Origin of the sequence: Pseudomonas sp. Sample_11 (assembly GCF_004307505.1) — a bacterium.
Lineage (GTDB): Bacteria > Pseudomonadota > Gammaproteobacteria > Pseudomonadales > Pseudomonadaceae > Aquipseudomonas > Aquipseudomonas atacamensis.
The window spans coordinates 1-12,111 of the sequence record NZ_RCOD01000004.1; the positions used below are offsets into that span (position 1 = coordinate 1).

Annotated in this window: 11 protein-coding genes; 6 read left to right on the top strand and 5 right to left on the bottom strand. The window is 62.0% G+C overall.

Features of this window, described 5'->3' with window-relative positions:
• The 4 genes from D8U60_RS00390 to D8U60_RS00405 all read right to left on the bottom strand — a co-directional run.
• A partial coding sequence (locus tag D8U60_RS00390; protein ID WP_130899210.1) for a class I SAM-dependent methyltransferase occupies nt 1-409 on the bottom strand: 409 nt, incomplete at its 3' end.
• Nucleotides 410-572: 163 nt separating this feature from the next.
• Nucleotides 573-1,784 (bottom strand): cytochrome c biogenesis protein DipZ, encoded by a 1,212-nt coding sequence (locus tag D8U60_RS00395; RefSeq protein WP_130899211.1) that lies wholly within the window; start codon nt 1,782-1,784, stop codon nt 573-575.
• Between the two features lie 88 nt (nt 1,785-1,872).
• The gene (locus D8U60_RS00400) at nt 1,873-2,211 is read right to left on the bottom strand and encodes a hypothetical protein (protein WP_130899212.1); all 339 of its coding nucleotides are present in this window, start codon (nt 2,209-2,211) and stop codon (nt 1,873-1,875) included.
• A gap of 33 nt (nt 2,212-2,244) precedes the next feature.
• Nucleotides 2,245-2,508 carry a DUF2790 domain-containing protein gene (locus D8U60_RS00405; protein WP_016775158.1) on the bottom strand — a complete coding sequence of 88 codons (264 nt, stop codon included), beginning with the start codon at nt 2,506-2,508 and terminating at the stop codon, nt 2,245-2,247.
• A 297-nt stretch (nt 2,509-2,805) separates the two neighbouring features.
• Here D8U60_RS00405 and D8U60_RS00410 point away from each other — a divergent pair, with 297 nt between their 5' ends.
• The 6 genes from D8U60_RS00410 (at nt 2,806) to D8U60_RS00435 (ending at nt 10,382) form a co-directional block, all read left to right on the top strand.
• On the top strand, nt 2,806-3,546 hold the full coding sequence (locus tag D8U60_RS00410) for a response regulator (RefSeq protein WP_039762337.1): 741 nt from the start codon (nt 2,806-2,808) through the stop codon (nt 3,544-3,546).
• Nucleotides 3,543-4,853: a HAMP domain-containing sensor histidine kinase gene (locus tag D8U60_RS00415; RefSeq protein ID WP_130899213.1), complete on the top strand. Its 1,311-nt coding sequence runs from the start codon at nt 3,543-3,545 to the stop codon at nt 4,851-4,853. Before D8U60_RS00410 ends, D8U60_RS00415 begins: the two co-directional genes overlap by 4 nt.
• 218 nt (nt 4,854-5,071) lie before the next feature.
• The gene (locus D8U60_RS00420) at nt 5,072-7,255 is read left to right on the top strand and encodes a hypothetical protein (RefSeq protein ID WP_130899214.1); all 2,184 of its coding nucleotides are present in this window, start codon (nt 5,072-5,074) and stop codon (nt 7,253-7,255) included.
• On the top strand, nt 7,218-8,303 hold the full coding sequence (locus tag D8U60_RS00425; protein WP_241663506.1) for an NAD(P)/FAD-dependent oxidoreductase: 1,086 nt from the start codon (nt 7,218-7,220) through the stop codon (nt 8,301-8,303). The genes D8U60_RS00420 and D8U60_RS00425 overlap by 38 nt, the downstream gene beginning before the upstream one ends.
• Before the next feature lie 134 nt (nt 8,304-8,437).
• Nucleotides 8,438-9,484, top strand: a complete 1,047-nt coding sequence (locus tag D8U60_RS00430; RefSeq protein WP_130899216.1) for a class I SAM-dependent methyltransferase — start codon at nt 8,438-8,440, stop codon at nt 9,482-9,484.
• A gap of 55 nt (nt 9,485-9,539) precedes the next feature.
• Complete coding sequence (locus D8U60_RS00435) at nt 9,540-10,382, top strand: NAD-dependent protein deacetylase (RefSeq protein WP_130899217.1); 843 nt, start codon at nt 9,540-9,542, stop codon at nt 10,380-10,382.
• 86 nt (nt 10,383-10,468) lie between these two features.
• Here D8U60_RS00435 and D8U60_RS00440 read toward each other — a convergent pair whose 3' ends face one another.
• Nucleotides 10,469-12,085, bottom strand: a complete 1,617-nt coding sequence (locus tag D8U60_RS00440) for a L,D-transpeptidase family protein (RefSeq protein ID WP_130899218.1) — start codon at nt 12,083-12,085, stop codon at nt 10,469-10,471.
• Nucleotides 12,086-12,111: the final 26 nt, after the last annotated feature.

Genomic DNA, 12,111 nt, shown 5'->3' on the forward strand with positions numbered 1-12,111 from the left:
AGACCCGCCCCAGCTCATTAGCGGCGGTGACCTGGTCAGGCGCGAACATCACGCCGAACGTCGACAACACGGCGTCGTAGCTTTCATCAGGAAAAGGCAAAGCCTCGGCATCGGCCACCTGAAAAATCACCTCCAGATGTTCGGCCCGGGCGCGATCCTGACCACGCTCCAGCAGTGCCGCGACGTAATCGGTCGAGGTCACCACACAACCGCGCCGCGCCGCTGCCAGGGTTGCGTTGCCGTTACCGGCGGCGACATCCAGCACCTGTTCATCACAGCGCAGATCGCAAGCCTCGGCGAGGCTTTCACCGACGATCTGCAAAGTCGTGCCGATCACGGCGTAGTCGCCACTGGCCCAAGCGACTTTCTGACGTTCCTTCAGGGCAGTGAGATCAATCGGGGTACTCATGACAGCGAGCTCCGTGGCAGAGAGAATGCACAGGCTGCGACGCGGACCGTGCTTGCTCACTATCGCGCCGAGGCTGCCCGGCGTCCCTGTCAATCGTCCGGCAACCCCGTAAACCGGGCACTTTGCCGATGAGTGGTGAAGATCTGTCAAGCGCATGAAACACTCAGGCGGCCGGTGCCTTGGCCTCCTCCAGCAACTGCTTGATCATCTGCTCCTGCTCGGCATAGCGACCTTCGCCGAAGTGGCTGTAACGCATCTGGCCCTTGGCGTCGATCAGGTAATGCGCCGGCCAGTACTGATTGTCGAAGTTGCGCCAGATCGCATAGTCGTTGTCGATGGCGACCGGGTAGGTGATGCCGAGTTTTTTCACCTGATCCTTGACGTTGTTGATGATGCGCTCGTAGCCATACTCGGGTGTGTGCACGCCGATCACCACCAGGCCGTCCTTCTCGTATTTCTTCGCCCAGTCTTTGACGTACGGCAAGGTGTGCTGGCAGTTGATGCAGTCGTAGGTCCAGAAGTCCACCAGCACCACTTTGCCGCGCAGGGATTCGGCACTGAGCTCTGGTGAATTGAGCCACTGCACAGCCCCCGACAGCGACGGCATCGCGCCCCGGGCCTGGTCCATCATCGAATCGGCGCGGACCTTGCTGACGAAGTAGTCGACCACTTTCGGCACGTTTTCCAGGACGTTTTTCTCGACGCTGGCCACGCCCTCGGAAGAGGTATTGGCGAGCAGGGTTTTGTCGGCGCCCGTCGAGATCACCGCGACCGTAGCAAGTACCGCAACCCCGGCACCGCGACGCAACCAGCCGCTGAACGGGATCGACGGTTTCAGCCGATTGACCAGACCGCGCCCGGCGAAGATCAACGTGCCCAGCGACAAGGCACTGCCGACGCCGTAAGCCAGCAGCAACAGGCTGGTCTGCGCATTGGCGCCTTGCAACATTGCGCCGGTCAGAATCACCCCAAGGATCGGCCCGGCACACGGCGCCCACAACAGGCCGGTGGCGACACCGAGCATGATCGAGCCCATCGGTCCGGCACGTTTACGCGTGTCCTGATCGAGACGATTGCCGAGCGCGACAAACGGCCTGGTCAGCCAGTCACCAACGCGGGCCGAGATCAGCGACAAGGCGAACAGCGCCATGACCAGCAAGGCAACGTGGCGGCCGGTGTTGCTCGCCTGAATCACCCACTCGCTGCTGACCACCGCGAGGCTGGAGATCAGCGCAAAGGTCAGCGCCATGCCGGCGAGAGTCAGGAGGATCGAGGAGCGGGTACGGTTGGCGCCAGCGAACAGAAACGGCACCACCGGCAGGATGCACGGACTGAGAACGGTCAGCAGACCGCCGAGAAATGCAATGAGGTACATAAGGGGTCACCTTGGAATGGGGGCTGGGCACGCAACCGGCCAGCGAGGGAAACGCCCCCTCGCTAGCCTGCTTTATTTACGCCGTGGCTCATGCAGTCTGGCCGTCGAGCAACTGCCCTTGAGGCGTACGACTGGCACCGTTTTCCGCGACCATTTGGCCCTGCGGCGTGCGGCTCGATCCGTCAGCGGCAACCATCTGGCCCTGCGGCGTGCGGCTCGACCCGTCAGCGGCGACCATCTGCCCCTGCGGCGTGCGGCTGGAGCCGTCAGCGGCGATCAGTGCATCGCTGCCCTCCTTCGCGACCGTGGTCAGCTGGAAGCAGGTGCTGCTGGCGCAACTGCTCTGCTCCACAGCACTGTTGGCGTGGGCGGCGGCACCGGTGAAGGCGAAGGCTGCTGCGGTCAGAAAGCGCGAGACGTTGTTCATGGCAAAACTCCTTGCAGAAAAAGTAGGGATGACTCAGTTCTGGTTGTTGCAGCCGTCAGCGAATTTGCTGTAATCCAGCTCGCGGGTTTTGCCGGCGGAATCGAGGTAGGTCATGCGCGCCTCGGTGATGCCGCAGGTCACCGAGGTGTCTTCGGTCATCGACAGCACTTTCTGGATATCCAGATGGGTGCCGTAGGTGTAGGTTTGCCGGCTGACGTCAGCTTCGGCGTGGGCCGACAGGGTGCAGATGTTCAGAGCGGCGAACAGGCAGGCGGCGAATACGGATTTGTTGTTCATGGTGTAGTCCTCAAGGCTTCAGTGAGTTTGAGCCGAGGCGGTCTGTGTGTGCCTCGATGGAGCCTATTTGAGGCCTTCGAGGTATCGCGTCTGTGTCAGGAAAGGACGAGAATCACTCGTTGTGTATCCATGCAGTGTGTAGATACAGAGCGATACAAAACCCCGAAAAAATCGTGATTTTGCGTCGGTGTGTATCCGCCGCTGCGGCAGATACACTGCAATACAAAGGCAGGCAGGCGTGCGGTCTACGGCGCTATAGACTGCACGGCATTCCCCCTTTGACAGAGGCTTGAACCGATGGAACATGTCGATCACATTCTCATCGTCGACGATGACCGCGAGATCCGTGAACTGGTAGGCAACTACCTGAAGAAGAACGGCCTGCGCACGACAGTGGTCGCTGATGGCCGGCAGATGCGCAGCTTCCTTGATGCCAACACTGTCGACCTGATCGTGCTCGACATCATGATGCCCGGCGACGATGGCCTGCAGTTGTGCCGCGAATTGCGTGTAGGCAAACACAAGGCCACGCCGGTGCTGATGCTCACCGCGCGCAACGATGAGACCGACCGCATCATCGGTCTGGAAATGGGCGCCGACGATTACCTGACCAAACCTTTCGCCGCCCGCGAACTGCTGGCGCGGATCAACGCCGTGTTGCGCCGTACCCGCATGTTGCCGCCGAATCTGGTGGTCACCGAAGCCGGACGCCTGCTGGCCTTCGGTCGTTGGCAGCTGGACACCTCGGCCCGACACCTGCTCGACAGCGACGGCACCATGGTTGCCCTCAGCGGTGCCGAATACCGCTTGCTGCGGGTGTTCCTCGACCACCCGCAACGGGTGCTCAGCCGCGATCAACTGCTCAACCTAACCCAGGGCCGTGAGGCCGATCTGTTCGACCGTTCCATTGATCTGCTGGTCAGTCGCCTGCGTCAACGCCTGCTGGACGATGCTCGCGAGCCGGCCTATATCAAGACCGTGCGCAGTGAAGGTTATGTGTTTTCGCTGCCGGTCGAACTGCTCGGGGCTTCGGCATGAAACTCAAGCTGCAATGGCCGCGCACCCTCGCCTCGCGCCTCTCGATGATTTTCCTGATCGGACTGATTCTGGCGCAGGGCCTGTCGTTCGGCGCGCAGTATTACGAGCGTTACCAGAGCGCGAAAAACACCATGCTCGGCAACCTCGAAACCGACGTCTCGACCTCGATGGCGATCCTCGATCGCCTGCCCGCCGCCGAGCGCGAGGCCTGGCTGCCGCGACTGGCCCGGCGCAATTACGGCTACCTGCTCAATGAGGGCGAACCGGGCATGCCGGTGACCTCGGCTGAAAAGTCCGTCGCGATTGCCTCAATTACGGCGGCCATCGGCGACACTTATCCAATCGTGTTTACCGAAGTTCCCGGCGGTCCGAGACAACATTTCCAGGGCCACTTGCGCCTGAGCGACGGCAGCCCGGTGACCATCGATATCCGCCCGGCGATGGTGCCGTTGTCACCGTGGTTGCCGGTGGTGCTGTTGGGCCAACTGGCGTTGCTGATCCTCTGCACCTGGCTCGCCGTGCGCATTGCCATCCGTCCCCTCACCCGCCTGGCCAACGCGGTGGAAACCCTCGACCCCAACGCGCACCCGATCAAACTCGACGAGCAAGGGCCGACCGAAGTCGTCCACGCGGCACGGGCGTTCAACGCCATGCAGACGCGCATCGCCGCCTACCTGAAAGAACGCATGCAACTGCTCGCGGCGATTTCCCACGACCTGCAAACGCCGATCACCCGGATGAAACTGCGCGCAGAATTCATGGACGACTCGGTCGAGAAAGACAAACTGAGCAGCGACCTGGGCGAAATCGAGCATCTGGTGCGCGAAGGCGTGGCTTACGCTCGCAGCGTTCACGGCGCCACCGAAGAAAGCCGGCGTACTGATCTCGACTCGTTCCTCGACAGCCTGGTCTTCGACTATCAGGACATGGGCAAGGACGTGCAGCTCGGCGGCAAAAGCAAAGCGGTAATCGAAACCCGCCCGCAGGCCCTGCGCCGGGTGCTGGTGAACCTGACCGACAACGCCCTGAAATTCGCCGGCGCCGCGCAATTGCAGGTCGAAGCGCAGGGCAACAGCCTGTCGGTGAAAGTCCTCGATCGCGGCCCGGGCATCGCCGAGGCCGAACTGGCGCAGGTGCTGGAACCGTTCTACCGCGTAGAAAATTCGCGCAACCGCGACACCGGCGGCACCGGTCTCGGATTGGCGATCGCCCAGCAATTGGCGTTGGCGCTCGGTGGCTCGCTTATGTTGAGCAATCGTAAAGGTGGCGGGTTGTGCGCTGAGCTTAAATTACCGCTGCACGGCTGACAGTTTCTGTTTGATTTTCCCTCCTGACCTCTGCTGTTTTCGGTTGAACAGCAGGCATCTGCCTACGCCCTCTTCGGAATCGCCCGACTGTTGCGCCTGGGCCAAAGCCTCTACGGTTATGCATGTCCAGGCGCCCCGCCACTGTCAGACCTGACAGTAGCGGGGCATAAGCCTTGTGCTGTCTGATGACAGCTCGCGAACCGTAACGAGGATCAGCCATGACTCTGCTTGAATCCGTCACACAGGTATGTCATCGGCTGGCGCCAGGCGGCTGGCATTCGCTGATGTTGGCCCATGGGCTTGATCTGTTGGCAGAGCCCCTGGCCGCCGAGCTGCAACGGCCACTGACGATTGATCGCTGCCTGAGCGGATTCGCGGATTTCGATCCTGATGGAACCTGCGCAATCGAAGCGGCGGCGCCCTCCCGCAGTTTGCTCTATCACGCGCTGGCATCACCGCAAGTGACCGTCGATGAAACCGGAACGGATCTGCGGCTGTTTCCGACTGCGGGCGAAATCGAAAGCGTTCTGAATTATGTTTACAGCATCGCACCGCCCACCCTCGATCAACTGCGCCTGACTGCCGCTGGCGCGCCCCTGGCGGTGGTGGCTTTTGCCAGTGAATACCGCTGCGCAGCCGACACCGTGCACGGCCGACACGCCGACCTGTGCTTTTCGCGCACCGGCATTGCTCGGGTCGGCACCGCGCCTGCCCGATATAACGCCAGACAACGATGCTTCCTGCCCTTTGTCGACGGCGACGTACATGGCATCCGGGTCATGCCGGTGCGCTACAGCGCTTACATTGCCATGCAACTGCGCGGTGATGCGCAGCGCTTCGGGCCGATGGACTTTCAGTCTGAAGTCGATCCGGGGCTGGATTTCTGGGTACCGCTGCACAAGCTGTTCGATGGCGCACGATGCCTGGCAGGCATGCAACTGGCGGTGACGCTAAAGAATCATCAGATCAACGAGAAGTTGCGGCACATCCATTTACGTCACAGTGGCACCGGCTGGGGGGAGCCGCAGATCAGTCAGCCGCCCTTCGTCGTGATCGATGACTTGGCCGACTGGGCAACTGAGGAAGCGTTCGGCGCCGGCTTGCTGTTGCCAGAGCCAAAAGCACGGCTGGTCGAAGCTGCCAGATTCGAGGGCCGACTGCTATCGTTTCAGATGCCCGCCAACACCGGCGGGATGGTGCATGGTCGACACAAGGTTGACGCGCAAGGCAGCATCGAGGATCTGAACAACCGTGCCGATGTCGAAGCCCTGGTCCGTGAAGGTGGCTATCAGACCCTGCACTATCAAGACGCGACAGCTGACGGATGGGTCCGGCCACACTGCCCCGCACTGAGCGACCTGCTGCCGACGGTGGCTGCCTATTCTATTATTGGTCCTCCGGATTTCTACCCACTGTGCAGTCAGCGCAAACTGCTGCGCTGGGTCAGCGAAGAGCCGCTTTTCACCAGTCCCGACATCTGGCACGCCCGCCTCGAAGCACTTTCCAACGTGCGGTATTGCGCCAACCTGAACCTCAAGGATCAGTTGTTTTCCGACAAGGATCTAGGGGTGACGGCGATTGTCGCCTGCGCTGAACCGCGCGCGAGCGTGCTGTCGCCAATGCCGCTCGCCCAAAGTTCACGGCCCTCCTCGCTGCCCGACGGCGCTGCCGGGGTTTTCGGTCCGGGCTGGGAAGTAGGCTGGGTCCGGCAGAACACCTCCGACGCCGAATGGATCAACGTACTGGCCGGCTATCAGATGGCAAGCCCGTTTCCCGAAGACGCCAAAATCTGCGCAGCTCTGGGCTCCTTCTGGCCGGGGGTGGCACCGGATTCGGCGCGGGTGTTCGAGCCGCGTTCAAGTCTGCACACCATCATCCCGTTGACCGATCAGGAAATTGGCCAGGACGGTGTCATTGCCTGGGACGGTCAGCCGGGTCCGCAACTCATCGTTCAAGACAACCGCCTGTTCGCCCAGTACCACGCCTACGCCCACGCCGATTACACACAGGTCGCCCTGGACGGGCATTTTTCCCTGAGCCTGACCGGCCAAACGTCACAAGCCGCGTATGAGCGGCGCGTCGCTTCGATGCATCGGGTTTATCGGGTGCTTGGTGCTGACGACGACAATGCCCAGCGCAATGCCTGGCCGCTGCTGTCGTTTCTCGAGGTGCAGCATCCGGACGATGAACTCGAAAAGGCACAGCAGGAAGCCGGCGTTGTCCTGGAGGGATGGGTGCAGTTTTTTTCGATGTACGAGCGCGGGGCTGTCAGCACTGCCGATGATGATTTCAAATTACGTCATGTCGAGATCAAGCGACAGGTCCTGCTGTTTGTCAGTGCTGATGTCAGCCTGCTTAAACTGGATGCAGGCCCTTGGCAGGTCGCGTTTGAAACACTTTGATGTGGTGGTGATTGGCGCAGGACCTGCGGGCTGCGCCAGCGCCATCAGCTGTGCTCGCCGGGGACTGCGCGTGGCTTTGATCGAAAGGCAAGCGTTCCCCCGATTCCGCCCTGGCGAAAGTCTGCACCCGGGTATCGAACCGTTATTGCGCCAACTCGGCGTCGCCGACCTGCTGCGTGCCTCGTCGACTCTGCGCTTTGAAGGCCAATGGGTGCACTGGAACGGCACGGCTCGTTTCAACGCTTTCGGCGCGGACATAACTGGCCCGTGGCGCGGCTTCCAGATCAGCCGCGCGTTACTGGACGCCGCGTTATTACAACAAGCCGCTTCAGCGGGTGTAGAGATATACCAGCCGTGTCGGGCGCACAGCGCTCTCACGTTCGAGCAACAGGTGATCGGCGTAGAAGCCGACGCCGGTTGCCTTTACGCCTCGTACGTAATCGATGCCAGTGGTGCAGCCGGCTGGCTTGGACGCCAATTGCACCTGAAGGCGCGCGTCGATTCTGCTGCATTAGTGGCCCGCTTTGGATATTTGCACGGTCAGCCAGCCCGCTACGCGAGCAATCCGCGCCTGCTGGCCACGACGGATGGCTGGACATGGATCGCGCGGATTGGCCCGCAGTTGACCCATTGGACACACCTTGCGTTTGAAACCGACGCACTACGGACCGTCAGGCAGTCCAGACAAATGCTGCCCGAAGACCTCCAGGCATTACCGCAATCGGGAACGATACGCGGAGCCGACGTAAGCTGGCGCATCAGCGCGACCGTTGCCGGTGACGGCTACCTTCTCGTAGGTGATGCTGCATGCCGACTCGATCCGGCGTCGTCGCACGGTGTGCTCAAGGCGTTGATGAGCGGCATGCAGGCCGCCCAAGCTATCCATGACAGCCTGTCCCGACCATTACTGCGAACTGCCGCGCAGGCGCAGTATCAGCGATGGCTGCGCGGCTGGTATGAGCACGACCTGACACAGCTGCGCAGTTTCTATCGCCTGCATCCGTTCCCGCCCCGATGGCTGGGCACTGATCGAGTAAAAGAGGACTAGACTCATTCATTACCCAGTCGAGGGGGCCGCAGGACGTCTGCTGTGCCCTGCCCCAATCCGTGACCACCGCCCGGTGGCGCCTGCCTCGACATTCAACGCCGCCGGACGGTGATCCTGTTTCAGGAGCACACGTGATGAATGAGGCGAAGCTCAACGAATTCATGGGCAAACTGGTCAACGACATGGGTGGTGCGGCGATGCTGGCCAATGTCATTGTCGGCGAAGAACTCGGTCTGTACCGGGCAATGGCCGACAGCCAACCGATCAGCCCCGAAGCCCTTGCGGCGAAAACCACCTGCAATCCGCGCCTGGTGCGCGAATGGCTCAGCGCCCATGCCGCATCAGGGTATATGGAACACGTTGACGGTCAGTTTCGCTTGCCGGAAGAACAGGCACTGGCGCTGGCCGTGGAGGATTCGCCGGTGTATGTCGCTGGCGGTCTCGGCGTGGTGGCGTCGTTTTTCCATGACAAGGACAAACTGGTCAAGGCCATGCGCGGCAATGGCGCCTTGTCGTGGGGCGATCACCATCCGTGCATGTTCAGCGGCACCGAACGTTTCTTCCGCCCCGGTTACAAAGGTCACCTGATTGCCGAATGGCTGCCGGCGCTCGACGGCGTGGTGGCGAAGCTGGAACGCGGGGCCAAGGTTGCCGACATCGGCTGCGGCCACGGCGCCTCGACGGTGATCATGGCCCAGGCGTTTCCCAAATCGCAGTTTGTCGGCTTCGACTTCCACGAGCCGTCAGTCACCGTCGCCACGCAACGGGCCGAAGAAGGCGGCGTGGGCAACCGCGCCAGATTCTTCGAGGGCACGGCGAAAAACTATCCCGGCGGCGACTACGACCTGATCTGCTTTTTCGACTGCCTGCACGACATGGGCGACCCGGTCGGCGCCGCTCGCCACGCTTATGAGTCGCTGAAGGACGATGGCACGGTGTTGCTGGTGGAACCGTTCGCCAACGACAAACTGGACGACAATCTCAACGCGGTCGGGCGCCTGTTCTACGCCGCCTCGACGTTTATCTGCACGCCCAATTCGCTGTCCCAGGAAGTCGGCCTCGGGCTCGGTGCGCAGGCCGGTGAATTGCGCCTGCGCAAAGTCTTTGTCGAGGCCGGATTCAAGCAGTTCCGCCGCGCCACGCAGACACCGTTCAACCTGATTCTGGAGGCGCGCAAGTAACCCGTGCGGATCGCGTGCTAACCTGCGGGGCACTGCCCATTCTGGAGTGCTGAGCATGCTCGATAGCCCGATCCGCGAACATCTCGATACGCTGTTGCAGGCCATGGCCGACGATAAATTCCTGATATTGACCGGCGCCGGCATCAGCACGCCATCGGGCATTCCGGACTATCGCGACAGTGACGGCGTGCGTCGCGGGCGGCAGCCGATGATGTATCAGGAGTTTCTCGCCGCCCCGGAATCACGCCGGCGCTACTGGGCGCGGGCCATGCTCGGCTGGCCGCGCGTGCGAAAGGCCCGACCGAATGCCGCGCATGAGGCGCTGGCGACGTTACAGCAGCGTGGCCGGATCAGCGCTTTGATCACGCAGAACGTCGATACCTTGCACGATCAGGCCGGCAGCCACGATTTGATCGAACTGCACGGCAGCCTGCATCGAGTGCTGTGCCTGGATTGCGGGCAGCGCAGCGAGCGCGACGCGATCCAGCGCCAGATGGAGGCACACAATCCCTACCTGAGTGGTGTTGATGCGGTGCAGGCGCCGGATGGCGATACCTTGCTCGACCCGGCATTTGAAGCGCGCTTTCAGGTACCGCAGTGCCCGCATTGCGCGGGTGAGCGGATGAAACCGGATGTGGTGTTCTTCGGCGAGAACGTGGCGCAACCGACAGCCGCACGGGCCTTGGCCGCCGCCGAGAATGCGGCGGGGTTGCTGGTGGTGGGATCGTCGTTGATGGCGTATTCGGCGTTTCGCTTGTGTCGGGTGATTGCCGAGCGTGGCAAGCCGTTGATGGCGATCAATCTGGGCAAGACCCGGGCGGATGATCTGCTCGATTTGAAGATTGAAGGCTCGTGTGAGCAGCTTTTGCCGTGGTTGGTGGAGGAGCTGGGGCGGTGAGTTTTCGAGTATTGCGCTCGACTTGAGATTTGCCCCTCACCCTGGCCCTCTCCCGAGGGAGAGGGGACTGACCGAGGTGTTCTGGCTTAGTGCGCCCGATCCAGCCCCGCCAGCAATGCGCTGTCGTGGCTGTAGATGTCCGGCGCATAACGCACATGGCCGCTGCTGTCGACTTGCGCCGTCCAGTAGGTCATCAGGATCGGCACCGGCGCCGACAGGCGAAATTCATGGGTGGTGCCGGTTGCCAGCAAAGTCTCGGTGCGAGCTTTTTCTGCCGGGGACAGCAGCAGATCGCGCAGTTGCAGCGGGTGCTCGACGCGCACACAACCGGAACTGAACGCCCGTGGGCCTTTGTCAAACAGCGCCTTGCTCGGCGTGTCGTGCAGGTAGACCGAGAACGGGTTGGGGAAACGGATGACCATTTGCCCCAGCGGATTGCGCGGGCCGGCGTCCTGACGCAGGAGGATGTTGCCGGGGTTGTCCCAGTCGATGTCCGCCGCCGCCAGAGGCTGGCCGTTGGCGTCGAGCACTTGCAGGTTCTGGCGGCTGAGGAAGGTCTGGTCCTTGCGGATTTCCGGCAGCTTGTCTTCTTTCCAGATGGTCGGCGGTACGGTCCAGGTCGGATTCAGCGTCAGGCGGGTGACGCGGGATTTGAGCAGCGGCGTCTGGCGTTCGGCGCGGCCGACCTGGGTGCGGGTCTGCCACACCGGTTGACCGCCCTGATACAGCGTCAGCTCAGCGGCCGCTACATTCACCACCAGACCGCTGGGTTCCATGTCCTGGGCAATCCAGCGGAAACGTTCGAGATTGACGCGCAACTGATCGCGGCGGGTCAGCGGGCTGATGTTCAGCTCGGCAATGGTGCCCGGCCCGACCACGCCGTCAGCCTGCAACGAATGACTGGCCTGAAAGTGCTTCACCGCTTCCACCAGCACGTCATCGTAGGCGTTGTCCGGTGTCACCAGTGCGTTTGCCAGATAACCTTCGCTGTACAAGCGTCGGGCCAGTTCCGGCACGCGCGGGTCTTCCATCGCCGGACGCAGCAGCGGGCCGTTGCCCACCGGCTGCCATTGCGGCAGGGCTTGCAAGCGTTGCGCGGCGTACAGCTGACGCAGGCTTTGATATTGCGGCAGATGCGGACGCGCCAGGTCGAACGCCGCAGCAATATCGTTCATGCCCGGCACGGCAATGCTGAGCAGTTGCGCCTGACGGTCGGTCGGCGGGCCGTCGACACGCCACAGCGGTTCGAAATGCGATTGCAACAGACGGCCGTAATGCAGATCCTGCAAGGCCTGCAGGTAGTTGCGGCTGATGTCGATGTCGGCGCACAGCTCGCCATCCTGCGGCGGTGTCGTCGCGACCGCATAGCGATTCGGATTCAACCCATCATCGGCAAGCAGCTGCAATTGCGCGCGCAATGCCGGCAAGCGTGCCGACTCACTCGCCCACACCGGCATCCAGTCCTGCTGTTCATAAAACGCCTGCAATTGGCTCAACGCCGGGCCATTGAGACGCGGAGCGATGGTCGGGCACGACTGCGCCAGGCTGATCAAAACCGCCTGCAACGGGCTGCGCGGCTCGACCGGCAATTGCGTTTCCGGCGTCGGCAGGGTTTCGAGCGGGGGCAGCGGCTCATCGGCGCAAGCGACAAACGGCGCAGCGAGCAAACAAATGCTCAAGTAGCATGCGTACTTTTTGAACAACTGCTTTACTCCAATCCATGGCCGTC

Coding starts and splice junctions, on each gene's coding strand:
- D8U60_RS00420 (WP_130899214.1), top strand. CDS start 5,072: ATGACTCTGCTTGAATCCGTCACACAGGTATGTCATCGGCTGGCGCCA.
- D8U60_RS00425 (WP_241663506.1), top strand. CDS start 7,218: ATGCAGGCCCTTGGCAGGTCGCGTTTGAAACACTTTGATGTGGTGGTG.
- D8U60_RS00400 (WP_130899212.1), bottom strand. CDS start 2,211: ATGAACAACGTCTCGCGCTTTCTGACCGCAGCAGCCTTCGCCTTCACC.
- D8U60_RS00435 (WP_130899217.1), top strand. CDS start 9,540: ATGCTCGATAGCCCGATCCGCGAACATCTCGATACGCTGTTGCAGGCC.
- D8U60_RS00395 (WP_130899211.1), bottom strand. CDS start 1,784: ATGTACCTCATTGCATTTCTCGGCGGTCTGCTGACCGTTCTCAGTCCG.
- D8U60_RS00410 (WP_039762337.1), top strand. CDS start 2,806: ATGGAACATGTCGATCACATTCTCATCGTCGACGATGACCGCGAGATC.
- D8U60_RS00415 (WP_130899213.1), top strand. CDS start 3,543: ATGAAACTCAAGCTGCAATGGCCGCGCACCCTCGCCTCGCGCCTCTCG.
- D8U60_RS00430 (WP_130899216.1), top strand. CDS start 8,438: ATGAATGAGGCGAAGCTCAACGAATTCATGGGCAAACTGGTCAACGAC.
- D8U60_RS00405 (WP_016775158.1), bottom strand. CDS start 2,508: ATGAACAACAAATCCGTATTCGCCGCCTGCCTGTTCGCCGCTCTGAAC.